The organism is Streptomyces sp. NBC_01808 (genome assembly GCF_035917395.1).
Classification (GTDB): domain Bacteria; phylum Actinomycetota; class Actinomycetes; order Streptomycetales; family Streptomycetaceae; genus Streptomyces.
In genome coordinates, this window is the sequence record NZ_CP109072.1 from 6,286,992 (window position 1) to 6,312,068 (window position 25,077).

Annotated in this window: 20 protein-coding genes; 13 read left to right on the top strand and 7 right to left on the bottom strand. The window is 72.1% G+C overall.

The genetic code is table 11. The annotated features are described in order from the left end of the window. The first annotated feature begins 16 nt into the window (after nucleotides 1-16). The 4 genes from pruA (at nucleotide 17) to OG946_RS27875 (ending at nucleotide 4,487) form a co-directional block, all read left to right on the top strand. On the top strand, nucleotides 17-1,648 hold the full coding sequence (gene pruA / locus OG946_RS27860) for an L-glutamate gamma-semialdehyde dehydrogenase (protein WP_326798735.1): 1,632 nt from the start codon (nucleotides 17-19) through the stop codon (nucleotides 1,646-1,648). 114 nt (nucleotides 1,649-1,762) lie between these two features. Continuing rightward, nucleotides 1,763-3,346, top strand: a complete 1,584-nt coding sequence (locus OG946_RS27865; protein ID WP_326798736.1) for an FMN-binding glutamate synthase family protein — start codon at nucleotides 1,763-1,765, stop codon at nucleotides 3,344-3,346. A 60-nt stretch (nucleotides 3,347-3,406) separates the two neighbouring features. Continuing rightward, nucleotides 3,407-4,120 carry an HAD family hydrolase gene (locus OG946_RS27870; protein WP_326798737.1) on the top strand — a complete coding sequence of 238 codons (714 nt, stop codon included), beginning with the start codon at nucleotides 3,407-3,409 and terminating at the stop codon, nucleotides 4,118-4,120. Between the two features lie 220 nt (nucleotides 4,121-4,340). Next, complete coding sequence (locus tag OG946_RS27875; protein ID WP_326798738.1) at nucleotides 4,341-4,487, top strand: hypothetical protein; 147 nt, start codon at nucleotides 4,341-4,343, stop codon at nucleotides 4,485-4,487. A gap of 90 nt (nucleotides 4,488-4,577) precedes the next feature. Here OG946_RS27875 and OG946_RS27880 read toward each other — a convergent pair whose 3' ends face one another. Then, nucleotides 4,578-6,140, bottom strand: a complete 1,563-nt coding sequence (locus tag OG946_RS27880; RefSeq protein WP_326798739.1) for a purple acid phosphatase family protein — start codon at nucleotides 6,138-6,140, stop codon at nucleotides 4,578-4,580. A 131-nt stretch (nucleotides 6,141-6,271) separates the two neighbouring features. On the opposite strand from OG946_RS27880, the gene OG946_RS27885 reads away from it, so the two are divergent. Continuing rightward, nucleotides 6,272-7,312: a 3-isopropylmalate dehydrogenase gene (locus tag OG946_RS27885; protein WP_326798740.1), complete on the top strand. Its 1,041-nt coding sequence runs from the start codon at nucleotides 6,272-6,274 to the stop codon at nucleotides 7,310-7,312. Between the two features lie 271 nt (nucleotides 7,313-7,583). Beyond that, nucleotides 7,584-8,678, top strand: a complete 1,095-nt coding sequence (locus tag OG946_RS27890) for a branched-chain amino acid aminotransferase (protein WP_326798741.1) — start codon at nucleotides 7,584-7,586, stop codon at nucleotides 8,676-8,678. A gap of 164 nt (nucleotides 8,679-8,842) precedes the next feature. On the opposite strand, the gene OG946_RS27895 is transcribed toward OG946_RS27890, so the two are convergent. Continuing rightward, nucleotides 8,843-9,919, bottom strand: coding sequence for a S1 family peptidase (locus tag OG946_RS27895; protein ID WP_326798742.1), 1,077 nt, complete (start codon nucleotides 9,917-9,919; stop codon nucleotides 8,843-8,845). A 383-nt stretch (nucleotides 9,920-10,302) separates the two neighbouring features. Between OG946_RS27895 and cimA the strand changes: the two genes are divergently transcribed. Further along, nucleotides 10,303-11,931 carry a citramalate synthase gene (cimA, locus tag OG946_RS27900; RefSeq protein ID WP_326798743.1) on the top strand — a complete coding sequence of 543 codons (1,629 nt, stop codon included), beginning with the start codon at nucleotides 10,303-10,305 and terminating at the stop codon, nucleotides 11,929-11,931. On the opposite strand, the gene OG946_RS27905 is transcribed toward cimA, so the two are convergent. Together OG946_RS27905 and OG946_RS27910 are read right to left on the bottom strand one after the other, a co-directional pair. Beyond that, nucleotides 11,852-13,471, bottom strand: a complete 1,620-nt coding sequence (locus tag OG946_RS27905) for an MFS transporter (RefSeq protein WP_326798744.1) — start codon at nucleotides 13,469-13,471, stop codon at nucleotides 11,852-11,854. The genes cimA and OG946_RS27905 overlap by 80 nt on opposite strands. A 101-nt stretch (nucleotides 13,472-13,572) precedes the next feature. Beyond that, nucleotides 13,573-14,073 carry a MarR family winged helix-turn-helix transcriptional regulator gene (locus tag OG946_RS27910; protein WP_326798745.1) on the bottom strand — a complete coding sequence of 167 codons (501 nt, stop codon included), beginning with the start codon at nucleotides 14,071-14,073 and terminating at the stop codon, nucleotides 13,573-13,575. Nucleotides 14,074-14,288: 215 nt separating this feature from the next. Between OG946_RS27910 and OG946_RS27915 the strand changes: the two genes are divergently transcribed. Continuing rightward, entirely contained in the window at nucleotides 14,289-15,896 is a 1,608-nt protein-coding gene (locus OG946_RS27915; protein ID WP_326798746.1) for an acyl-CoA carboxylase subunit beta, read from the top strand. A 62-nt stretch (nucleotides 15,897-15,958) separates the two neighbouring features. Further along, entirely contained in the window at nucleotides 15,959-16,171 is a 213-nt protein-coding gene (locus OG946_RS27920) for an acyl-CoA carboxylase epsilon subunit (RefSeq protein WP_047018293.1), read from the top strand. Nucleotides 16,172-16,252: 81 nt separating this feature from the next. Here OG946_RS27920 and gltX read toward each other — a convergent pair whose 3' ends face one another. The 3 genes from gltX to OG946_RS27935 are packed head-to-tail and all read right to left on the bottom strand — an operon-like array spanning nucleotide 16,253 to nucleotide 18,794. Next, entirely contained in the window at nucleotides 16,253-17,722 is a 1,470-nt protein-coding gene (gltX, locus tag OG946_RS27925; RefSeq protein WP_326800385.1) for a glutamate--tRNA ligase, read from the bottom strand. A 19-nt stretch (nucleotides 17,723-17,741) separates the two neighbouring features. Continuing rightward, nucleotides 17,742-18,554: a fumarylacetoacetate hydrolase family protein gene (locus OG946_RS27930; protein WP_326798747.1), complete on the bottom strand. Its 813-nt coding sequence runs from the start codon at nucleotides 18,552-18,554 to the stop codon at nucleotides 17,742-17,744. A gap of 45 nt (nucleotides 18,555-18,599) precedes the next feature. Next, the gene (locus OG946_RS27935) at nucleotides 18,600-18,794 is read right to left on the bottom strand and encodes a hypothetical protein (RefSeq protein WP_326798748.1); all 195 of its coding nucleotides are present in this window, start codon (nucleotides 18,792-18,794) and stop codon (nucleotides 18,600-18,602) included. A gap of 629 nt (nucleotides 18,795-19,423) precedes the next feature. Between OG946_RS27935 and OG946_RS27940 the strand changes: the two genes are divergently transcribed. The 4 genes from OG946_RS27940 to OG946_RS27955 all read left to right on the top strand — a co-directional run bounded on the left by OG946_RS27940 (nucleotide 19,424) and on the right by OG946_RS27955 (nucleotide 24,624). After that, entirely contained in the window at nucleotides 19,424-23,143 is a 3,720-nt protein-coding gene (locus OG946_RS27940) for a nitrate- and nitrite sensing domain-containing protein (protein WP_326798749.1), read from the top strand. Continuing rightward, entirely contained in the window at nucleotides 23,144-23,566 is a 423-nt protein-coding gene (locus OG946_RS27945; protein WP_047018298.1) for a roadblock/LC7 domain-containing protein, read from the top strand. 73 nt (nucleotides 23,567-23,639) lie between these two features. Next, nucleotides 23,640-24,050 carry a DUF742 domain-containing protein gene (locus OG946_RS27950; RefSeq protein ID WP_026276533.1) on the top strand — a complete coding sequence of 137 codons (411 nt, stop codon included), beginning with the start codon at nucleotides 23,640-23,642 and terminating at the stop codon, nucleotides 24,048-24,050. Further along, a complete protein-coding gene (locus OG946_RS27955; RefSeq protein WP_078572953.1) occupies nucleotides 24,031-24,624 on the top strand; it encodes a GTP-binding protein in 594 nt (197 codons plus the stop codon). The genes OG946_RS27950 and OG946_RS27955 overlap by 20 nt, the downstream gene beginning before the upstream one ends. Nucleotides 24,625-25,077: the final 453 nt, after the last annotated feature.

Below are 25,077 nucleotides of genomic sequence, written 5' to 3' on the forward strand. Positions count from 1 at the left end.
AAGGAGAACGGCAACCATGGACGCTGTGACCCAGGTCCCCGCCCCGTACAACGAGCCGGTGCACGCCTACGCCCCCGGCACGCCGGAGCGTGCGCGGCTGGAGGCCAGGCTCAAGGAAATGGCCGAGAGCCCCATGGAGCTGCCGATGACCATCGGCGGCGTACACCGCATGGGCGGCGGCGCGCGCGTCGACGTCGTGCAGCCGCACAACCACAAGGCCGTCCTCGGCACGTACGGCACCGCCACCCGCGCCGACGCGCAGGACGCCATCGATGCCGCCCTGGCCGCCGCGCCCGGCTGGCGCGCGTTGTCCTTCGACGACCGCGCCGCGATCCTGCTCAAGGCCGCCGACCTGCTCGCCGGGCCGTGGCGCGAGACGATCGCCGCGTCCACCATGCTGGGCCAGTCGAAGACCGCGCAGCAGGCGGAGATCGACGCGCCCTGCGAGCTGGTCGACTTCTGGCGCTTCAACGTCCACTTCGCCCGCCAGATCATGGACGAGCAGCCGCCGGTCCAGCCGCCCGGCGTGTGGAACCGGCTCGACCACCGCCCGCTGGAGGGCTTCGTCTACGCGATCACGCCCTTCAACTTCACCGCGATCGCCGGCAACCTGCCGACCGCGCCCGCACTCATGGGCAACGTCGTGGTCTGGAAGCCCTCGCCGACCCAGACGCACGCCGCCGTGCTGCTCATGCGGCTGCTGGAGGAGGCCGGGATGCCGCCCGGCGTCATCAACCTCGTCACCGGCGACGGCAAGGAGGTCTCCGAGGTCGCGCTGCCGCACCCGGACCTGGCCGGCATCCACTTCACCGGCTCCACCCGCACCTTCCAGCACCTGTGGGGCGAGGTCGGCAAGAACCTGCCCGGCTACAAGGCGTACCCGCGGATCGTCGGCGAGACCGGCGGCAAGGACTTCATCGTCGCCCACCCGACCGCGGACCCGGCCAAGCTGAAGACCGCCATCACCCGCGGCGCCTTCGAGTACCAGGGCCAGAAGTGCTCGGCCGCCTCCCGCGCGTACGTCCCGCGCTCGCTGTGGGACGGCGGGCTGAAGGAGTCGCTGGCCGACGAGACCGAGGGCCTGGCCATGGGCGACGTCACCGACCTGGCGAACTTCATCGGCGCCGTCATCGACGACCGGGCGTTCGCCAAGAACAAGGCCGCCATCGACCGCGCCAAGGCCGACCCGGCGTGCGAGATCGTCGCGGGCGGCACCTACGACGACACCGTCGGCTACTTCGTCCGCCCCACGGTCATCGTCTGCTCGGACCCGGAGAACGAGGTCTTCACCGAGGAGTACTTCGGCCCGATCATCGCCGTGCACGTGTACGAGGACGACACCTACGACGCGATGCTGGACCAGATGGAGTCCGTCGCCGCGTACGCCCTGACCGGTGCCGTCCTCGCGCAGGACCGCGCGGTCATCGCCGACGCGACCCGGCGGCTGCGCTTCGCGGCCGGCAACTTCTACGTCAACGACCGGCCCACCGGCTCGATCGTCGGCCAGCAGCCCTTCGGCGGCGCCCGCGCCTCCGGCACCAACGACAAGGCGGGCTCGAAGTTCAACCTGCTGCGCTGGTCCTCGCCGCGGGCCATCAAGGAGACGATGGACGCTCCGACGGACTACCGCTACCCCCACATGGGCTGACGCAGGCAGGACCGCCCCGCGCGGTCCCCGCACACGCCGCCCCCGGTCGCCTCCCCCGTCGGCCGGGGGCGGTCCCATGCGTGCGGGCCGGTGCTGTGGTCGGATGGATCGTGTATGAAGAGGAACAGCTTCTTCGCCGCCGTCGTCGTGGCCGCCATCGGGTGCACCCTCGCCGCGACGCTGGTGTCCGGCGCGTGGTGGCCGGCCGCGGGCGTGCTGCTGGCGCTCACCGCGCTCGGCGTGTGGGACGTGCTCCAGCGCCGCCACTCCGTGCTGCGGAACTACCCGCTGGTGGGGCATCTGCGCTTCCTGCTGGAACGGCTCCGTCCCGAGATGCAGCAGTACTTCATCGAGCGGAACTTCGACGGCCGCCCCTTCGACCGCAACGTGCGCAGCATCGTCTACGAGCGCGCCAAGGGCACCGACGCCGAGGAGCCCTTCGGCACGGAGCGCGACGTGGAGGCCCCCGGCTACCAGTTCCTCGTGCACTCCATGGCCCCGGTGGCGATGCCCACGACCCCGCCGCGGGTCCGCGTCGGCGGCCCCGACTGCACCAGGCCGTACGACATGGCGCTGCTGAACGTCTCCGCGATGAGCTTCGGCGCCCTGTCCTCCCACGCCATCCTCGCGCTCAACGGCGGCGCCGCCCGCGGCGGCTTCGCGCACGACACCGGCGAGGGCGGCATCTCCGAGTTCCATCTGCGGCCCGGCGGCGACCTGGTGTGGGAGATCGGCACCGGCTACTTCGGCTGCCGTACCCCCGACGGCGACTTCGACGCCCGGCAGTTCGCCGACAAGGCCGCCGACGACCGGGTCAAGTGCGTGTCGCTGAAGCTGTCCCAGGGCGCCAAGCCCGGCATCGGCGGGCTGCTGCCGGGCGCCAAGGTCGACGCCAGGATCGCCCGCACCCGCGGCGTGCCCCAGGGCGAGACCGTGGTCTCGCCGCCGTACCACCGGGTCTTCTCCACCCCGCGCGAACTGGTGCGGTTCGTCGCCCGGATGCGGGAACTCGCCGGCGGCAAGCCGGCCGGGATCAAGCTGTGCGTGGGCTCGCGGGTGCAGCTCCTCGCGGTCTGCAAGGCGATGCTCGCCGAGGGCACCACCCCCGACTTCATCCTGGTCGACGGCTCGGAAGGCGGTACGGGGGCGGGGCCGCTGGAGTTCGCCGACAACATCGGCGCCCCGCTCACCCAGGGACTGGCGGCCGTCCACGGCGCCCTCATCGGCACCGGGCTGCGGGACCGTATCCGCATCGGCGCCTCGGGCAAGGTCGCCACCGGCTCCGACATCGTCAAGCGGCTCATCCAGGGCGCGGACTACACCAACTCGGCCCGCGCGATGATGTTCGCCCTCGGCTGCCTGCAGACCCAGCGCTGCCACACCAACACCTGCCCGGTCGGCGTGACCACGCAGGACCCGCGGCGGGTGCACGCGCTGGACGTGGCGGACAAGACGGTGCGCGTCGAGCGCTTCCAGCGCGCCACCGTGCAGAGTGCCCTGGAGATCATGTCGGCGATGGGCGTGGACGACCCGGCCCAACTGCGCCGGCACCAACTGCGCGTCCGCATCGAGCCCCGCGCCGTCCGCCGCGACGACCGGCCGCTGCCGCCGCCGGCGCCCGGGCAGCTCCTGGCCGAGCCGCCGCGGGCCTGGGCCGCGGACTGGGCGGCGGCCGACCCGGACCGGTTCACGGTCTGAAGGACGCCTCCGCGCGCTCTCCGGCAGCCGTCGGCGCCCTCCCCGCGTTACCGTCGTGACATGCGGATACTCGCCGTGGTCTGGGACATCGACGACACGATCTTCGACCACTCCGGCGCCGAGCGGCGCGCCGCGCTGGAGTACCTGACCGCGCGCGGGCTGCTGGGCCGGTACGCCTCGCCGGAGGCCGCCGCGGATCACTGGCACGCGGTCTCCGAGGAGTACGTGGAGCGCTACCTCGCCGGGGAGTTCACCTTCCTGGCCCAGCGCCGCGAGCGGGCCCGGGTGCTCGCCGGCCGGCCGCTGACCGACGCCGAGGCCGACGTCTGGATGGCCGGCTACCTGGCCGCGTACCGGCGGCACTGGCGGGCCTTCCCCGACGTCGTACCGGCGCTCGACGGCCTCACCCCGCCCCGCCGGCACGGCCTGCTGTCCAACAACAGCGCACCGCACCAGGAGGAGAAGCTCCGCGCCATCGGCGTGCACGACCGCTTCGAGGCGCTGGTGTGCTCCGAGGAGCTCGGCGTCGCCAAGCCCGCCGCCGGCGCCTTCCACGCCGCCTGCGCCGCCCTCGGGCTGCCGCCTGAGCGCGTCGCGTACATCGGCGACCGTCCCGACACCGACGCGGCGGGCGCGGACGCGGCGGGGCTGACGGGGATCTGGCTGGACCGCCGGGGCGCGGGCGCGCGGGCGGCCGGCAAGAGGGCCCCGGATGTGCGCCGCATCACCTCGCCCGACCAGCTCGGGCGGCTCCTCGGCACCCTGGACCCGTAACGATCACCGCAGGTCAGCGGCGGTGCCGTCTCAGATAGTAGGAAGCCCGAGTATATGGCGAGACAAGAACGCTTTGACGTCCTACTTTTATAGGAGCCGAACGCTCGCCGAACAGCGACGGTGGTCGAGGTCTGGCGCCTCCACGCAGGTCACCCCTGCGGCGCCGCTCCCGCCCCAGCGGCGTCCCCACGTCATCCCCGCGCCCCAGAGGAGCTGTCCCATGGCTGCCACCACCACGGTCCGCCGCGCCCGCCTCTCCGCCCGCACCGCGCAGAGCCAGGACTCCGCGATCGCCCGGAAGAACGCCGCCGCCGCGCTGCAGCGGGCGTTCGACCGCCGCGACAACGGCGGCGCGACCGGCCACTGAGCCGCCGCCCCACCGCCCACCGCCCCGCCACTCCCGTACCGGCCCCCGCGCCCACCGCCCCCGGGACCCCGGCCCGCGCACGGCGGCCGCTCAGCGGCCCCGTACCAGCTCGAACCGGTCGATCCGCGTGCCGTCCTCGGCGTACGCGGCGACCCGCAGCGCGGGCGAGGTGCCGGGACGGGACTCCACCGCCAGGAACGAGTAGCCGGTGTAGCGCACCCGCGACCACTCCACGTCCTCCGGCGCCTTCTCGCCGTCGCGCGTCCAGGCGAAGGTGTGCACCACGTCGCGGTCGCGGCGCCGGCCCTCGTAGCTGTCCGGCGCGGGGAAGTCGTAGAGCTTGCGGCCGCCGCCGCCCGCGGTGACGTAGACCGCGCCGTCGCGCGCGGGGTCCGCGGAGCCGCCGACCGGCAGCGGGCGGGTCAGGGCCCCGGCGCGCAGCGCGTCGGTGCGCTCGTAGACGTGGTTGTGGCCGTTGATCACCAGATCCACCCGGTGCTTGTCGAAGAGCGGCGTGAAGTGCCTGCGCACCCCGCCGTCCGAGGCGTGCGTGCTGGTGGAGTACGCGCAGTGGTGGAAGAAGACCACGACGAAGTCGACGCCGGGCGCGCCGCGCAGCTCCGCGAGCCGCCGGTCGAGCCAGCGCGCCTGGGCGCCGTCGGTGTAGCCGAGGTTGGCCGGGATCTCGTACGACACGTCGTTGGCGTCCAGCGCCACGACGGCGACGTTGCCGTAGACGAAGGAGTACGCACCGGGCGCCTCGCGCGGGTCGAAGCCGTTGTCCGGCAGCGTCCAGCGGGCGCGCTGGCCGCCGTAGCCGTCGGGGGAGTACCACGCCTCCATGTCGTGGTTGCCCATCGCCGGCATCCACGGGACCCGCGAGGACACCGGGTCGATCTGCCGCATGAAGCGGTCCCACACCCGGGCGTCGTAGTGGTCGCTCTCCAGGCCGCGCCCGGAGTCCTCGGCGTAGCAGATGTCGCCGGCGTGCAGATGGAAGGCCGGCGGGCCGCCGGGCAGGTCGCGGATGCCCCGGGTGAGGGCGCGGGCGGCGGATCCCGTGCCCTGGTCGCCGAAGGCGGTGAAGACGAAGCGCCGGGGCCCGGCGGGGGCGGTACGGAACGTCGCGAGGTGCCCGGCGGCGTCGCGGGAGGCGGGGTCGAACTCGTCGTGGCCGAGGCCGTAGACGTACGCCGTGCCGGGCGCGAGGCCGTCGAGCGCGGCGTGCACGTAGTGCTGCTCCACCGCCGGCAGGCCGCTGAGCGCCGGGGTCTTCAGCGGCCGGATCTCCGCCTCGACGCGCTCGCCGAGGTCGCCGTCCTCGGTGCCGAAGCGCACGTACGGCCGGCGCACCGGCAGCGGGAGCTGCCAGCCCACCCGCATCTGGCTGCGCGGGTCGGCGCCGAACGCCAGATGCCGGCCGAACGCCGCCGCACCGGAGGGCGCGGGGCTGACGGAGCCCGCCGAGGAGTCGTCCGTACGGCCAGGACCGCCGCCGTCGCCGCACCCGGTGAGCAGCAGCCCGCCGGCCAGCCCGCCGGCGCCGGTGACGACGCGGCGCCGGGAGAGCGCGCGGCGCAGGTACTCGTGCTGTTCGGCCATGCTCATGCTGCGGGCGAGCCGTGGGGGGATGCCGAAGCCGGGGGTCTCCATATGCCCGAGCATTCCCCCTTGTTGCCGACGCACCGGAGAACCGCGGCCGTCGGCGTGGTGAACGCCCGCGGTATGTCCACATCCCGGACGGCGGTGTCATCCCGCAAGACGTAGCGCGTAGGCTCCCCCACATGTCTCGCAGCATTCGTCTCGCGTCCGTTCCCGGCGACGGCATCGGCCCGGAGGTCGTGGCCCAGGGCCTGAAAGTGCTCTCCGCCGTCCTGCCGCAGGACGTGAAGCTGGAGACCGAGAGCTACGATCTGGGCGCCCGGCGCTGGCACGCCACCGGCGAGACCCTGCCGGACGCGGAGCTGACCGCCCTCAAGGACTACGACGCGATCCTGCTCGGCGCCATCGGCGACCCCTCGGTGCCGTCCGGCGTGCTGGAGCGCGGGCTGCTGCTGAAGCTGCGCTTCGCCTTCGACCACTACGTGAACCTGCGCCCGTCGAAGCTCTTCCCCGGCACCGTGACCCCGCTCGCCGGCCGCCCCGCCATCGACTTCGTCGTCGTCCGCGAGGGCACCGAGGGCCCGTACACCGGCAACGGCGGCAGCCTGCGCACCGGCACCCCGGCCGAGGTCGCCACCGAGGTCAGCGTCAACACCGCGTACGGCGTGGAGCGCGTGGTCCGGGACGCGTTCGAGCGCGCCCAGGCCCGCCCGCGCAGGAAGCTGACGCTCGTGCACAAGAACAACGTGCTCGTCTACGCCGGCCACCTGTGGAAGAACACCTTCGACCGGGTCGGCGCCGAGTACCCCGACGTCACCACGGACTACCTGCACGTCGACGCCGCGACGATCTTCCTCACCACCCAGCCCGAGCGGTTCGACGTGATCGTCACCGACAACCTCTTCGGCGACATCCTCACCGACCTGGCCGCCGCCATCAGCGGCGGCATCGGCCTCGCCGCCTCCGGGAACATCAACCCGACCGGCGCCTTCCCGTCGATGTTCGAGCCGGTCCACGGCTCCGCGCCGGACATCGCCGGCACCGGCAAGGCCGACCCGACGGCCACGGTGCTGTCGGTCGCCCTGCTGCTGCGCCACCTCGGCTACGCCGCGCAGGCCGCCCGCGTCGAGGAGGCCGTCGAGGCCGACCTCGCCGCGCGGGGCACCGCGGCGCGCAGCACGGACGAGATCGGCGACGCGCTCGCCGCCCGAGTATCCGGCTGACCGCCGGGACCACACACGCTCGCCGCGGCCGGCCCGGCCGGTCAGGTTTCTCCGTACGGCCGACGACCCTGCCCTCCGGGCGGGGTCGGTGCGACGATGACCCTTCGGGCCGCGTACCACCGCCACGCTTGCCGCTGCCCGCACCCCCGTCATAATCGACAGCGGGGCCGCGGCACGGGGTAATGCTCGGACGTCCTAGTACCTTCGGGTGCGAGGACCTCGGTACGGGACGCGGTCCGCCACCCACCGAACGGTGAAGGACACGAATCTCATGACCACGATCGAGCTCAAGCCGTCCGCGCACCCGCTGTCCGACGCGGAGCGCGAGGCGATCCTGACCAACCCCGGCTTCGGCAAGCACTTCACCGACCACATGGTCACGATCAAGTGGACCGAAGGCCGCGGCTGGCACGACGCGCAGCTCCAGCCGTACGCGCCGCTCACCCTCGACCCGGCGACGATGGCACTGCACTACGGGCAGTCCATCTTCGAGGGGCTGAAGGCCTATCGGCAGCCGGACGGCAGCGTCCGTACCTTCCGTCCCGACGCCAACGCGCGCCGCTTCCAGCTCTCCGCGCGCCGGCTGGCGATGCCGGAGCTGCCGGTCGAGACCTTCGTGGCGGCCATCGACGCGCTGGTGCGCCAGGACAAGGCGTGGGTGCCGGGCACCGGCGAGGAGTCGCTCTATCTGCGCCCGTTCATGTTCGCCACCGAGGTCGGCCTCGGCGTGAACTCCCCGGCGCACGAATACCTGTTCATGGTGCTGGCCTCGCCCGCGGGCGCGTACTTCACGGGCGGCATCAAGCCGGTGTCGGTCTGGCTCACCGAGGAGTACGTGCGCGCCGCGCCCGGCGGCACCGGGGAGGCCAAGTGCGCGGGCAACTACGCGGGCGCGATGGCCGCCACCCTCCAGGCGGTGCAGCAGGGCTGCGACCAGGTGGTGTGGCTGGACGCGGTGGAGCGCCGGTGGATCGAGGAGATGGGCGGGATGAACCTGTACTTCGTCCGGGGCGAGGGCCCCGATGCGGAGGTGGTCACGCCCGAGCTGACCGGCACGCTGCTGCCGGGCATCACCCGCGACTCGCTGCTGACCATCGCCGCCGACCTCGGCTACCGGACCGGCGAGGTGCGGATCTCCAAGGAGGAGTGGCAGGCCGGCTGCCTGGACGGCACGATCTCGGAGACCTTCGCGTGCGGCACGGCGGCGGTCATCACGCCGGTGGGGCACGCCAAGTCGAGCACGGCGGAGTGGACGGTCGCCGACGGGTCGATGGGGCCGATCACGGCGCGGCTGCGCAAGGCGCTGGTCGACGTGCAGACGGGGCAGGCGCCGGACCCGCACGGGTGGATGCACGAGCTGGGCTGAGGCAGGGACCGGGTTGAGGCACGGGCTCGCTGAGGCGCGGGCCTGGCCCGGTTACCGGCCGGGCCGACGCCGCGGTACGGGGCCGGCGGCTCCGTACCGCGGCGCCGGGGGCCGCCGCCGGGCTGCGGCGGCGGCCCCCTTCGTGCCGCGGTGCTGCCGGTGCGTCAGTAGACGTTCACGCCGTACGCGCTGAGCGCCTCGGTGACCGGCTGGTGGATGGCGGAGCCGTTGGTGCCGGTGCAGCCTGAGCTGCCGGAGTGGATGCCGTACGCGACGTTGCCCGAGAAGTGGGCGCCGCCGCTGTCGCCGCCGGCGGAGCAGGCGGTGGTGCGGACCATGTTGTAGACGGGGCCGTCGCTGTAGTTGACGGTCACGTTCACCGCGGTCACGGTGCCGCTGGTGACCTGGGTGGTGGAGCCGCTCTTCTGGATGGCCTGGCCGACGACGGCGTTGGCGGCGCTGGTGATGTCCCGGGTACTGCCGTTGTAGAGGTTCACGGTGCCCGCGGGGGAGGAGCCGTCGGTGTAGCGGACGATGCCGTAGTCGTTGGTCGGGAAGCTGGTGCCCTCGCGGGTGCCGATGGCCGCGCCGCCGCTGGTCGCCGACCAGGAGGCGCCCGCGTTGGTGCAGTGGCCCGCGGTGACGAAGTATCGGGCGTTGTTCTTGGTCACGTTGAACGCAGCGGAGCAGCGGTAGCCGCCGCCGTAGATCGCGTCGCCGCCGAGCACCTCCTTCTTGAACGCCCCGGGTATCCGCTCCACCCGGGCCGCGCCGTCGAGGCTCTTCGCGACGCGCTTCAGCTTCGCGTACTGGGCGGCCGAAACGGTGGAGTCGGCCTGCACGGCTATCTGGTTGGTGGCCGGATCGACACCCCAGGAGGTGCCGGTGATCTTCGCCCGGTCCTCGAAGGCGCCCATCGCGGAGCGCAGTTCCGCGGCGCTGTGCTCGACCAGCTCGGCGCGGGCGCCGGCGGCGCGGGCCTCGGCGGCGGCGGCCTTGTCGGTGACCGTCACGACCAGGTCGCCGGTGTCGGCGTCCAGGTACGTGCCGGCGCTGTCGCTGCCGAGGACGCGGGTGACGTCGGCGTCGAGCGCGAGGGTGGCGGCGTCGGCCTGCACCCCCTGCCCGGAACGGTCGGCCGGCGGGGGCGCCGCGGCGGCCGTGGAGCCGAGTGCGGCGGTGCCGAGGAGGAGAAGGGCGGCGAGGGTGCCACCCAGACGCGCGGACTTCTGGGGTCTCATGCGGTGGTTCTCCTTTGTGTGAACCATGTGGGGGTTGTGGGAGGTGCCGTACCGACTGGCCTGGACCAAATTGGCACGCGCATGTCATCCACACAAGACCGCAATTGCGCCCTGACCTCCTGGTACGAAACGTGGGTACTCTGCCCGTATGGTGAGACGGATCTCCAGACCGGGCGAAGTGTGTGCCAGACTGCCGGACGTGACCTCGTCTGCCGTCATGATTATTGGCAACAGGCGCGCCGGTCCGCGCTGACCCGTACCGCGATCCGCATGCGGTGCTGGCTCACCGCGTCCCAGACCCGCGCGCAGACCTCTCGCGACCCGCGAGGGGTCTTTTCCATTTCCGGGACCGGAGAGCACACCATCCCGACAGGAGCACTTCGATGAGCACAGAGCCTGCCGCACCCGAGGCCCCCGACGACGCGTTCCACGTCTTCGACACCACGCTGCGCGACGGCGCGCAGCGCGAGGGCATCAGCCTGACCGTCGCCGACAAGCTGGCCATCGCCCGGCACCTCGACGACTTCGGCGTGGGCTTCATCGAGGGCGGCTGGCCCGGCGCGGTGCCCCGGGACACGGAGTTCTTCCGCCGCGCCCGCGACGAGGTCGACTTCCGGCAGGCGCAGCTCGTCGCCTTCGGCGCCACCCGCAAGGCGGGCGTACGGGTCGAGGACGACCCCCAGGTCCGCGCGCTGCTGGAGTCGAAGGCCCCCGTCGTCACCCTGGTCGCCAAGGCGCACGACCGGCACGTGGAGCTGGCGCTGCGCACCACGCTCGCCGAGAACCTGGCGATGGTCCGCGACACGGTCGCGTTCCTGCGCGAGCACGGCCGCCGGGTCTTCGTCGACTGCGAGCACTTCTTCGACGGCCACCGCGCCAACGCCGCGTACGCCAAGCAGGTCGTCGCCGCCGCGCACGAGGCCGGCGCGGACGTCGTCGTGCTCTGCGACACCAACGGCGGCATGCTCCCCGGCCAGGTGCGCGAGACCGTTGCCGAGGTACTGGCCGCCACCGGCGCGCGGCTGGGCATGCACGCCCAGGACGACTCCGGCTGCGCCGTGGCCAACACCCTGGCCGCCGTCGACGGCGGCGCCACCCACGTGCAGTGCACCGCCAACGGCTACGGCGAGCGGGTCGGCAACGCCAACCTCTTCCCGGTGGTGGCCGCGCTGGAGCTGAAGTACGACATGCGCGTGCTGCCCGCGGGCAAGCTGGCGGAGATGACCCGGATCTCGCACGCCGTCGCCGAGGTCGTCAACATCGCGCCCGCCACCCACCAGCCGTACGTGGGCGTCTCGGCCTTCGCCCACAAGGCCGGCCTGCACGCCTCCGCCATCAAGGTCGACCCCGACCTCTACCAGCACATCGACCCCGAGCTGGTCGGCAACCGGCTGCGCATGCTGGTCTCCGACATGGCAGGACGGGCGTCCATCGAGCTGAAGGGCAAGGACCTCGGCCTCGACCTGGGCGACGACCGCGAGCTGCTGAGCCGGGTCGTGGAGCGCGTCAAGGAGAACGAGCACCGCGGGCTGACGTACGAGGCCGCCGACGCCTCCTTCGAGCTGCTGCTCCGCGAGGAGCTGCAGTTGCGCGAGTCCGGGCGGACGCGGCGCTACTTCCGTACCGAGTCGTGGCGGGCCATCGTCGAGGACCGGCCTGACGGCAGCCACGCCAACGAGGCCACGGTGAAGCTGTGGGCGAAGGGCGAGCGGGCCGTCGTCACCGCGGAGGGCAAAGGCCCGGTCCATGCGCTGGACCGGGCCCTGCGGGTGGCGCTGGAGCGGATCTACCCCCAGCTCGCCGACTTCGAGCTGATCGACTACAAGGTGCGGATCCTGGAGGGGACCCACGGCACCGCGTCGACGACACGGGTGCTCATCACCACCGGTGACGGCCGCGGCGAGTGGGACACCGTCGGCGTCGCGGACAACGTCATCGCGGCGTCGTGGCAGGCGCTGGACGACGCGTACGCCTACGGTCTGCTGCGGGCCGGAGTCGTGCCGCAGGAGTAGCACCGGGCGCGGAGGCGGCGCCGGAGCCCGCACCGGCGCTCTTCGCACCCACACCACCCTCCGCACCCTGACCCTGCGCACCGGCAGCCTCCGCACCGCCGCCGGGCTGCCGCGGTCCGCCGGCCGTACGCGGCCGCAGCACCGCGACCGTCAGCACCGCCGCCGCGGCGACCAGCACCGCCCCGATGCCGAACGCGAGCTGGAAGCCGCCCGTCAGCGCCGCGTCCCGGCCCTCCCCGGCCGCGGCCAGCGACTCCGTGCGCCCCGCCGCCAGCGTGGTCAGCACCGCGACGCCCAGCGCGCCGCCCATCTGCTGCCCGGTGTTGAAGAGCCCCGACACCACCCCGGCGTCGTCCGCGCGCGCCCCGGACATGCCCAGCGCCGTCATGGCGGGCAGCACCAGCCCGCCGCCGCTGAGCAGCAGCATCGTCGGCAGCAGGTGGGCCGCGTAGCTCACCTCGGCCGGGTCCCGGGGGAGGCGGACGAGCAGCGCAAGACCGGCCGCGAGCAGCACCAGCCCGGCCAGCAGCACCGACCGCTCGCCGAACCGCGCCACCAGCCGGGCGGAGACGAGCAGCGAGGTGCCGCCGATGGTGAGCGCGGCCGGCAGCATCGCCAGACCGGTCTCGGCGGCCCCGTAGCCCAGCACCTGCTGCATGTAGAGCGCCACGATGATCTGGAAGGCGAAGATCCCCGAGATCACGAGTAGTTGGACGGCGTTGGCGCCGGCGACGGTGCGCGAGCGGAACACGCGCAGCGGCAGCAGCGGCGCGGCGGCCCGTGCCTGGCGGAGCACGAAGCCGGCGAGCAGGGCCGCGGCGAGCGCGGCGGAGCCGAGGGTGCGGCCGGAGGCCCAGCCGTGGCTCTCGGTCTCGACGATGGTGTAGACGCCGAGCATCAGCCCGGAGGTGACCAGCAGCGCCCCGGCGACGTCGGCGCCCGCGGCCAGACCGATACCGCGGTCGCCCGGCAGCACGACCAGCGCCAGCGCGGCGGTCGCCAGCCCGATGGGCACGTTGATGAAGAAGATCCAGTGCCAGCTCAGCGCGTCCGTGAGCAGGCCGCCGAGCACCTGGCCCAGCGAGGCGCCGACCGCGCCGGTGAACGCGAAGGCGCCGATGGCCTTCGCCCGCTCCTTCGCATCGGTGAAGAGCGTGACGATCATGCCGAGCCCGACGGCCGAGGCCAGCGCCCCGCCGACGCCCTGCACGAAGCGGGCGGCGATCAGCGTCCACGGCTCGGTGGCCACGCCGCACAGCAGCGAGGCGGCGGTGAAGAGCGCGATGCCGGCGACGAACATCCGCTTGTGCCCGAGCAGGTCGCCCAGGCGGCCTGCGAGGAGGAGCAGCCCGCCGAAGGCGATCATGTAGGCGTTGACCGTCCAGGTCAGGTCGGCGGGGGAGAACCCCAGGTCCTTCTGGATGGCGGGCAGCGCGACGGTGACGATGCTGCCGTCGAGGACGATCATCAGCGCGCCGGTGCAGAGGATCGCGAGTGCGAACCAGCGGGATCGGCCCTGCGGTGCGTCGGTGGCGTTCATGCGGTCTCTCCTGATGCGTTGGGCAACAGGAGAGACCGTAGCAGATAGTTTTCTACGGGACTATCTCTTATTCAGTTTTCTTGTACGGACCTTCTCGCCGGTTACCGCCGGGCCTGCCGTGCCCGGCGAACCGGCTGGTCGGACGGGACGGGCTCGGCGAGCGGGCCGGCCATCAGGCCCTCCAGGGCGGCGACGAAGACGTCCCGCTGCGCGGCCGGCAGCGCGTCGAGCACCTCCTGGTGCACCCGGTCGACGACCTCCTGGCCGCGCGCGGCGACCTCTGCCCCGGCCTCGGTGACGTGGATGATGCGGGCCCTGCGGTCCGTGCTCGACGGCCGCCGCTCGGCGTACCCGGCCTTCTCCAGGCCGTCCACGGTCACGACCATCGTGGTCTTGTCCATGCGCGACAGTTCGGCGAGCTGCCCCTGGGTGCGCTCGGCCCCGAGCGCGTGGACGAGCACGCACTGCTCGCGCTGGAGCAGGCCGACCTCCGTCAGCGCGGCGGACAGCCGGGTGTTGAGCACGTGCGCGGTGTGCATCAGGATGCCGGTGACGTCCGGCACGGTGCGGGCGGGCGCGCGGGATGCGGGCATGGTGGTCATGGCTCCAGGCTAACAAGAAGGTCTGCTACGGAACCTTCTCGCGCATCAACGATCTGTCCAACTGCTTGTCGAGGCCCTACAGCGCTGATCGACGTGTCGTTGGCCGATCTCTGGCCCCGTCACCTGCACATAGTGCCGGGTGCTCATGATTTACCGGCCGACGTTGTAGGGAAATGACATAAGGTTCGATGCCCAAGTACCCGTACCGTCGTTTCATGACCACAGTGGACTACGCCCCCTCCGACGCGGCAGCGACGGCAGGCGCCGTCGAGAACGAGGCCCGGGGGCGGGCGGCCGAACTGCGCCGGATCCGTGCCCAGGCTCACGCGGGGCCGAGTGAGCGGGCGACCGCCGCGCAGAAGGCCAAGGGGAAGCTCACTGCCCGGGAGCGGATCGATCTGCTGCTGGACGAGGGGTCGTTCAACGAGGTGGAGCCGCTGCGGCGGCACCGTGCTTCGGGCTTCGGCCTGGAGGCGAAGCGGCCGTACACGGATGGTGTGATCACTGGCTGGGGGACGGTGCACGGGCGGACGGTGTTCGTCTACGCGCACGACTTCCGGATCTTCGGCGGTGCGCTGGGTGAGGCGCATGCGGAGAAGATCCACAAGATCATGGACAAGGCCATCGCCGCGGGTGCGCCGCTGGTGTCGCTGAACGATGGTGCGGGTGCCCGGATCCAGGAGGGTGTCTCGGCGCTGGCCGGTTACGGCGGGATCTTCCAGCGCAACACCCGTGCGTCGGGTGTGATTCCGCAGATCTCGGTGATGCTCGGCCCGTGTGCGGGTGGTGCGGCGTACAGTCCGGCGCTGACGGACTTCGTGTTCATGGTGCGTGAGACGTCGCAGATGTTCATCACCGGTCCGGACGTGGTCAAGGCGGTGACGGGTGAGGAGATCACCCAGAACGGTCTGGGTGGTGCGGATGTGCATGCGGAGACCTCGGGGGTGTGTCACTTCGCGTATGACGACGAGGTGACGTGCCTGGAGGAGGTGCGGTATCTGCTGTCGATGCTGCCGCAGAACAACCGGGAGAACCCGCCGGCGGTCACCGCCGAGGACCCGGCGGACCGCGGTGGCGATGTGCTGCTGGATCTGGTGCCGGCGGACGGGAACCGGCCGTATGACATGCGCAAGGTGATCGAGGAGCTCGTCGACGACGGTGAGTACCTTGAGGTGCACGAGCGCTGGGCGACGAATCTGATCTGTGCGCTCACCCGGCTGGACGGTCAGGTGGTGGGCATCGTCGCCAACCAGCCGCAGTCCCTCGCGGGTGTTCTGGACATCGAGGCAAGCGAGAAGGGTGCCCGCTTTGTCCAGATGTGCGATGCTTTCAATATTCCGATCGTCACCCTGCTCGACGTCCCGGGCTTCCTGCCCGGGGTGGACCAGGAGCACGGCGGGATCATCCGGCACGGAGCGAAGCTGCTCTACGCCTACTGCAATGCCACCGTGCCGCGGATCTCGGTGGTGCTCAGGAAGGCGTACGGCGGCGCGTACATCGTGATGGACAGCCAGTCCATCGGCGCGGACCTGACCTATGCCTGGCCGACCAACGAGATCGCGGTGATGGGCGCGGAGGGCGCGGCGAACGTGATCTTCCGGCGCGACATCGCGGCCGCGGACGACCCCGAGGCCAAGCGCACCGACATGGTCAAGCAGTACAAGGCCGAGCTGATGCACCCCTATTACGCGGCCGAACGCGGCCTCGTCGACGACGTCATCGACCCTGTGGACACCCGCCAGATCCTCATCCGGTCCCTGGCGATGCTGCGTACGAAGCACGCGGACCTGCCGGCGCGCAAGCACGGCAACCCGCCGCAGTGACCCCGCTTCCGCACTCCCCGCAGCCCGCAGCCGACCACGCAGAACAGCCCAGGAGCACACACGTGACCACGCAGCACACCGAGAACCTCGTCCGCGTCGAGAAGGGCGAGGCCAGCGAGGAGGAGCTCGCCGCGCTCACCGCGGTGCTCCTCGCCCGCGCCGCCGCCCCGCAGCCGACGCACGCCCGCCACGGCGGGCACGGCGGCTCCGCCGCCCGCTGGCGCCGGCTGGAGCGCCAGCACGGGTTCCGCGCCCCGCACAGCTGGCAGCGCTGACCCGGCGCCGGCCCGGCCCCGCACACACCGAAGGCCCCGCCGCAGGCGGGGCCTTCACGCGTCGTCGGCGCCTGCGCCGCCTCAGCCCTGCGGCTCCGCCGCCAGCCTGGCCAGCGCCGCGTCCACGCGCGCCAGCGTCCGCTCGCGGCCCAGCACCTCCAGGGACTCGAACAGCGGCAGCCCCACCGTCCGTCCCGTCACCGCGACCCGTACCGGTGCCTGCGCCTTGCCCAGCTTCAGGCCGTGCTCCTCGCCCGCGGCGAGCACGGCCTCCTTCAGCGGCTCCGCCGACCACTCGGCCGCCGCCAGCTTCGCGCGCGCCGTACGCAGCAGGTCGGCCGCGCCCGGCTTCATGGCCTTGTCCCACGACTTCTCGTCGGACACCGGCTCGTCGAGGAAGAGGAAGTCGACGTTGGCCGTGATGTCGGACAGCACGGTCAGCCGCGTCTGCGCCAGCGGCGCCACCGCCGCGAAGGCGTCCGCGTCGAACGACTCCGCCGGCCACGGCGCGTGCGGCGCCCGCAGCCAGGGCGCGCAGCGCTCGGCGAAGTCCTTCACGTCGAGCATGCGGATGTGGTCCGCGTTGATGGCCTCGGCCTTCTTCAGGTCGAAGCGGGCCGGGTTGGGCACCACGTCGGCGATGTCGAAGGCCGCGACCAGCTCCTCGCGGGTGAAGACGTCCCGGTCGGCGGAGAGCGACCAGCCCAGCAGCGAGAGGTAGTTGATCAGCCCCTCGGGCAGGAAGCCGCGCTCCCGGTAGAGGTTGAGCGAAGCCTGCGGGTCGCGCTTGGAGAGCTTCTTGTTGCCCTCGCCCATGACGTACGGCAGGTGGCCGAAGTCCGGCACCCGCTTGGCGACGCCGAGGTCGATCAGCGCGCGGTAGAGCGCGATCTGCCGCGGGGTGGAGGACAGCAGGTCCTCGCCGCGCAGCACGTGCGTGATCTCCATCAGCGCGTCGTCGAGGGGGTTGACCAGGGTGTACAGCGGGGCGCCGTTGGCGCGCACGATGCCGTAGTCCGTGACGTTCTCGGGTGCGAAGGTCAGCTCGCCGCGCACCAGGTCGGTGAAGGTGATCGTCTCGTCCGGCATGCGGAAGCGGACGATCGAGGTGCGCCCCTCGGCCTCGTACGCGGCCACCCGCTCGGCGCTCAGATCCCGGCAGTGCCCGTCGTACCCGGAGGGCCGCCCCGCCGCGCGCGCCGCCTCGCGGCGCTCCTCCAGCTCCGCCGCGGTGCAGTAGCAGCGGTAGGCGTGCCCGGCGTCCTGGAGCCGGCCGGCCACGTCGGCGTAGATGTCCATGCGCTGCGACTGCCGGTACGGCGCGTGCGGGCCGCCGGCCTCGGGGCCCTCGTCCCAGTCGATGCCGAGCCAGCGGAAGGAGTCGAGCAGTTGCTCGTACGACTCCTCGGAGTCGCGGGCCGCGTCGGTGTCCTCGATCCGGAAGACCAGCGAGCCGCCGGTGTGGCGGGCGTACGCCCAGTTGAACAGGGCGGTGCGCACCAGGCCCACGTGGGGGTTGCCGGTGGGGGAGGGGCAGAAGCGGACCCGCAGGGGGGCCGGGGGGGCTGCGCTAGCCACGCTTGATCACCTTGTTGGCGAGAGTGCCGATGCCTTCGATGGTGACGGCGACCTCGTCGCCGTCGTGGAGCGGGCCGACGCCCGCGGGGGTCCCGGTGAGGATGACGTCACCTGGCAGCAGCGTCATCGCCTCGGTGACGTGCACGATCAGCTCCGGGATCGAGCGGATCAGGTCCGTGGTGCTGCCGAGCTGGCGCTGGGCGCCGTTGACGGTGCACTGGATGGCGATGCCGTCGGCGATCCTGTCCTGCCCCAGCTCCGTCTCGACCCAGGGGCCGAGCGGGCAGGAGGTGTCGAAGCCCTTGGCCCTGGCCCACTGCTGCTCGCGCCGCTGGACGTCCCGCGCGGTCACGTCGTTCGCACAGGTGTAGCCGAGGATCACGTCCTGGGCCCGCTCCAGCGGCACGTCGCGGCAGAGCCGGCCGATGACGACGGCCAGCTCCGCCTCGTGCTGCAGGTCCTCGGAGAAGGAGGGGTACGCGATGGGGTCGCCGGGCCCGATCACCGAGGTGGACGGCTTGAAGAAGGTGACGGGCACCTCCGGCACCTCGTTGCCCAGCTCCGCGGCGTGCTCGGCGTAGTTGCGGCCGATCGCGACGACCTTGTTGGGGAGGACGGGGGGCAGCAACCGCACCTTGTCCAGCGGGAGCTTGCGGCCCGACCGCTCGAACTCGGCGAAGGGATGGCCCTTGATCACGTCGAGGGTGACCTCGCCCCGCGGGGCGCCTGCCCCGTCGAAGCCGTCGGAGCCTTCGACCACACCGAACGCGACGCTGCCGTCGACGGAGAACCTGGCGATACGCACGGGGCCCAGGTTATCGCCCCGTCACCGGGCGTCGCGCCGCGCGGGTCAGGCGCCGGACGGGATCTCCTCCAGCACGGTACGGCGCGGGTTCGCGGTGCGCTCCGGCGGCTGGGCGGCCGGGGCCGCGGCGGCGATCCGGGCGGCGACCGCACCGGGCGGCTCGGGAAGCAGCAGGTCCCCGGCGTCGTCGAGGTGGGCGAGGGTGGTGCGCCGCGGGTTGGCTATGGTGCGGAGGATCATGAGGGTGACGCGCGCCTTTACGTGCCGGGGCCCGCTGTCGGGCCGACGAGACCGAGCTTTACGGAATGATTCGCTGTGTCAAGGGAAGGGTAAGGGGCCGCTATTCCCCGCGCCGCCGGGACCCATCCCGTACGGCATTGTGACTTTCCTCACCTCGTCGGTGACGAAAGCCAAATATCGTCGGCCTCGACGTCGGGATGAAACGGGCCATCTCCCTACAGGGGCGATATTTCCCAACCGATGGGCGCGACCCGGGACACGGGCCCGCGCCATGCACCTCGTAGGAAAATGTCCGTTATCCCCACCCGTCGCGTCAACCGCATGTAATCTGTCTGGCACGGTGTGTAGTTGCCGTCGAGCTGTTACCCCCGGGCCTTGTTGGAGATCCCGGCACTGTGCTGGAATTCCACGGACCGTCGCTGGAGTGCAGTCGACGCAGAGGGCGCAACGGGGCGCCACGCGGGGGGCTGTGCGGGGAGCTTGCGCCGGTTGGTTCACGGCGGGCGGGGGCCTAAGCTCCCGCACGACCAGACAACGCTCCGGTGCATGCGCCGGAGCCGGTCCTAGAGGTTGCGACGCTAGTGCAGGGACGATTGAAGACTGACGGCAGCGTTCCGGGCGAGCCTGAGGTGCGCGGAAAGACCGACCGCGCAGCCTCTCTTCGGTACGGCCAGAGCGCGAGCTCCTCGCCGGGCCGGAACGCCGACCGCGGCAGCGCCCGAATACCCGCGCCCGAGGCCGGCGACTTCGCCACCATGCAGCGGCCCAAGGGCTCGAAGGGACCCGGCTCCCGGATCCTGCTGCGCAACTGGCGCATCAGCACCAGACTTGTCTCGCTCCTCGCGCTCCCCGTGGTCGCCGCGACCACGCTGGGAGCCTTCCGCATCGAGGACTCCTGGCAGAACCTCCAGCAGCTCGAGAACATGAAGCTGCTGACGGACATGACCGAGGAGGCCACCGAACTCGCCGACAGGCTCCAGCAGGAGCGCGACAAGTCGGCCGGCCTCGTCGTCGACGGCAACCCGAAGCACCCGGACATCACCGACGCCCGCGACGAGACCGACGAGGCCCTGATCGCCTTCACCCGGTCCGCGGACGAGATCGACACCACCGATGACGAGGACCTCGCCGGGGTCAACAACTCGCTCACGAGCGTCATCGAGAAGCTCAACAAGATCAACGGCATTCGCAAGACGGCCTACGCGGACGACACCGGCAGCGCCGCCCAGACGGTCAAGGCGTACGGCGAACTCATCGACTCCCTGGTCTCGCTCTCCCAGGACATGGCCCTGGCCACCAGCAACCCGGACATGATCGCCAAGACCCGGGCGCTGGCCACCTTCTCCTCCGCCAAGGAGTACGCCTCCGTCCAGCAGGCGATCATCAGCGCCGCCCTCGCCGAGGAGCCGCGCGACGACTTCGCCGAGACCGACCGGCTGGAGGCCGCCTCCGCCCAGGAGGCCGAGAGCTCCGCGCTCAAGCTCTTCGCCCACCTGTACTCCGGCCGGATCGGCCTGACGGACCTGATGCGCTCGCTGGACGGCGGCAACGCCTCCGTGCAGCAGGCCGACACGTTCGCCAAGAACCTGGTGAACAACCCGGACAGCATCAAGAACGCCGACATGAGCTACCGGCACTGGTACGAGCTGGACAGCGTCAAGATCGAAGAGATGAAGAAGATCGAGCAGCACCTGCTCCAGGAGATGGAGCAGACTGCGCGCGATATGCGGTCCGACGCCCAGCAGGACGCGATCCTCAACGGCGTCCTGATCCTTCTCGTCCTGCTCCTCTCGCTCGCCGGCGCCTTCGTCGTCGCCCGCTCCATGGTCCGCTCGCTGCGCCGGCTGCAGGACACCGCGCAGACCGTCGCCCAGAAGCGGCTGCCCGAGCTGGTCAGGCAGCTCTCCGACGCCGACCCGCAGGACGTCGACACCTCCGTCGAGACCGTCGGCATCAACAGCCGGGACGAGATCGGCATGGTCGCGTCCGCGTTCGACGACGTGCACCGCGAGGCGGTCCGGCTGGCCGCCGAGCAGGCGCTGCTGCGGGGCAACGTCAACGCGATGTTCACCAACCTCTCGCGCCGGAGCCAGGGCCTCATCCAGCGTCAGCTCTCTCTCATATCCGAACTGGAGTCCCGCGAGGCCGACCCGGACCAGCTTGAGAACCTCTTCAAGCTCGACCACCTCGCGACCCGCATGCGCCGCAACGGCGAGAACCTGCTCGTCCTCGCGGGCGAGGAGCCGGGCCGCCGGTGGACCCGTCCGGTCCCGCTGGTCGACGTGCTGCGCGCCGCCGCCTCCGAGGTGGAGCAGTACGAGCGCATCGAACTGTCCGCCGTGCCGGCCACCCAGGTCGCCGGCCGCGTCGTCAACGACCTCGTGCACCTGCTCGCCGAGCTGCTGGAGAACGCCACGTCGTTCTCCTCGCCGCAGACCAAGGTCAAGGTCACCGGACACGCCCTGCCCGACGGGCGGGTGCTGGTCGAGATCCACGACACCGGCATCGGGCTGTCGCCCGAGGACCTCGGGGCGATCAACGAGCGGCTGGCCAACCCGCCCACGGTCGACGTCTCCGTCTCCCGCCGCATGGGCCTGTTCGTGGTCGGCCGGCTGTCCCTGCGGCACGGTATCCGCATCCAGTTGCGCCCCTCCGACTCCGGCGGCACCACCGCGCTGGTCATGCTCCCCGTTGACGTCACGCAGAACGGCGGCGGCGCGGGTGGCAAGCAGCCCTCGGGCGCCGCGGCCGGCGCGCCCGGCGCGGGCGCCGGCGGCTCCGGCAACGGCGCCCCGGGACGCGGCGGTGCCGCGGCCCGCGGGGGCGCGATGAGCAGGCTCGGCGCCGCGCAGCAGCGCGGCCAGGTGGGGGCGGGCGCCGGCCCCGGCCGGCCCGCGCTGCCCAGCCGCGACGTCGGCGGCTCGGGCGGTCCCGGCGGTGCGGGCGGTCCCGGCCAGCGGCCCGGGCTGCCCGGGCGCGAACCGGCAGGCGCCGGTTCGGCCTCCGGCCGCCCGCCCGGCTCCGGTGCGGGCTCCGCCTTCCCGGGCGGTTCGGCCTTCGGTACCGCACCGGGTGCGAACTCCCATTCGGGTAAGGGTCTCGGCGCCTCGCCAAGCCGTCCCGGGCCGGCCGGCCGGCCGGGCGCCGACTCCGGTGCCCGCGAGCCCGCGGAGGCCCAGCACACCGGCGCCGGGCTGCGCGACTCCGGCCGCGACCGGCACGAGGGCCCGCGGCAGCACGACGACGCCGACACCACGCAGTTCTCCCGCCCCGACGTCTCGGGCCCGCCGCCCGGCGGGGCCGCGGGGATCCCGGCGTTCGGCTCCGTGCCGCCGCCGCGCTCCCCGCAGTCGCCCGTACCCGGCGAGGCGGCCGCGTACGGTGCCCCGCAGGACACCGGCGAGCACCCGGCACCGCCGTTGCAGCGCCGTCCGCAGCCCGGCCCTGGCGACACCGGCGCGCACCCCGTGGCCCGTCCCGGCGCCGGCCCGCAGGACACCGGCGCCCACGCGCTGCCCCCGGCGGCCCCCGCGTCGTACGACACGGGCGAGCACCCGGTGGCGCGTCCGGGTCCCGGTGACACGGGCGAGTTCGCCATGCCGGGTCAGCGTCCCGGTCCCGGTGACACCGGCGAGTACGCCATGCCGGGTCAGCGTCCGGGCCCCGGTGACACCGGCGAGTTCGCCATGCCCGGCCAGCGTCCGGGCCCCGGCGACACCGGCGAGTACGCGGTCCCCGGGCAGCGCCACGCGCCGCACGACACCGGCGAGTACCCGGCGGCCCTACCGGCGCAGCGGGCCGAATCGCCCCTTGACGACGGCCTGCTCGACGGCGGCCCCGTACCCACCCGCGGCGACGAACCCACGCCGATCTTCGAGTCGATGGAGTCGAACTGGTTCCGCGAGAGCCGCGGCCGCGGGCAGACTCCCGTGGCCCCCACCGCCGCGCAGCCCCCGGCCGACGCGCCCACCGCCGCGGAGCCGGACCAGGACGCCGCGGCCGAACCCCCCGCTCCCGCGCCGCAGCCGGCCACGGCCACCCCCGCACCGGCCTGGCGCCCCTCTCCCAATGACGACCGCTGGCGCCGCGCGGAGCAGTTGCGTACCCCGCAGGCGGGCGGCGTCACCACGTCGGGGCTGCCGAGGCGGGTGCCGCGCGCCAACCTCGTGGCGGGCACCGCGCAGGAGTCCTCGAACGCCAGCGGGACCCAGGTCTCGCGCGCGCCCGACGATGTGCGCGGCAGGCTCACGAGCCTGCGCCGGGGAATCCAGCGGGGCCGCCAGGCCGGCGGCACCGGTGAGACCCTCGGCGGCAACGGCTTTGGTCCCACCTATCAGCAGGAGCGTTAGTTGAGTCCATTGAGCCAGGCGGCGCAGAATCTGAACTGGTTGATCACCAATTTCGTGGACAACACCCCGGGGGTGTCGCACACGGTGGTGGTCTCCGCCGACGGACTGCTGCTGGCGATGTCCGACGGCTTTCCGCGGGACCGTGCCGACCAACTGGCCGCGGTGGCGTCAGGACTGACATCGCTGACGGCCGGTGCCTCCCGCATTTTCGAAGGCGGCAGCGTGAACCAGACGGTGGTGGAGATGGAGCGCGGCTTCCTCTTCATCATGTCCATTTCCGACGGTTCCTCGCTCGCCGTGCTGGCGCACCCGGAGTGCGATATCGGCCTGGTTGGTTACGAGATGGCGCTGCTGGTCGACCGGGCGGGCGCGGTGCTCACCCCCGATCTGCGCGCGGAGCTGCAGGGCAGCCTGCTGAACTGAACGACGGTCGGCCGCCCGGCCGCCCGCTTTTGTTAGACCTTCCCCATCGGCCATGTTCCCGCCCGGAGGATCCATGACCCCGCCACCCGCCTCACCCGACTCGTACGGTGGTGCCCAGCATCAGCCCTACGAAGGTGAAGGCGATCAGCCGCTGGTCCGGCCCTATGCCATGACGGGCGGCCGGACCCGGCCCCGTTATCAGCTCGCCATCGAGGCCCTGGTGAGCACGTCGGCCGACCCGATGCGGCTGCAGGGGCTGCTTCCGGAGCACCAGCGGATCTGCCACCTGTGCCGCGAGGTGAAATCGGTCGCCGAGGTCTCCGCGCTGCTGACCCTGCCGCTGGGCGTCGCGCGCATTCTGGTCGCCGACCTGGCCGAGGCCGGTCTCGTGGCCATTCACCAGCCCGGCGGCGGCACGGATGCCGACGGAACCCCCGATGTGACTTTGCTCGAAAGGGTGCTCAGTGGACTTCGCAAGCTCTAGTGGTGTGGCCGGTTCTTCTCCGGCTCGTGCGACCACGTCGGCGAAGATCGTGGTGGCGGGTGGTTTCGGGGTGGGGAAGACCACGTTCGTCGGTTCGGTGTCGGAGATCAATCCGTTGCGTACCGAGGCGGTGATGACGTCGGCGTCTGCGGGGATCGATGATCTGTCGCAGGTGTCGGGGAAGACCACGACGACGGTGGCGATGGATTTTGGTCGTATCACGTTGGATCAGGATTTGATCCTGTATCTGTTTGGGACGCCTGGTCAGGATCGTTTTTGGTTCATGTGGGACGATCTGGTGCGTGGTGCCATCGGTGCGGTGGTGTTGGTGGATACGCGGCGGTTGGCGGACTGTTTCCCTGCGGTGGATTATTTCGAGAACTCGGGGTTGCCGTTCGTGATCGCGTTGAACGGGTTCGACGGTCATCAGCCGTACTCGCCGGACGAGGTGCGTGAGGCGCTGCAGATCGGGCCCGAGACCCCGATCCTGACCACGGACGCCCGCCAGCGCTCCGAGTCCAAGTCGACCTTGATCACGCTGGTCGAGCACGCGCTGATGGCCCGGCTACGCTGACCGCGCCGGCCGGCCCGGAACGCACGCCGCGGCCGGAGACTTCGCCAGGGGCAGGTTGCACGTACGGTGCAACCTGCCCCTGAGGCGTTGATAACGTTTGGAAGCAGATTGAGGGGGTGCGTTGCACAGGATGCAGGCGGTCGACTCCGTTCCGCTGATGCCGCGGTTGCACTTTGTCGGTTGGCGCCGCTTACGCCCTATTTGACGGTGCCTGCGTGATCGTACGGAGTCCTCGCCAGGCGTTTGGAATGTGCCGCGCGGCGTGCTGGAATTCGAGGAACTGACCCGAGAGTAGGCCGAGAGGTTGTTGGTCCGGTGAGGCGCAGCAGCAAGGGTCCCGCACAGGAGGCGCGGGGCAACTTCAGCCCGCCGTCGCACGCGGCGGTGCCGCCCCCTGCCGGGGCGCAGCCGGCCCCGCCGCCCAGCGGCAGCCGGTTCTCGCCCCGCAACTGG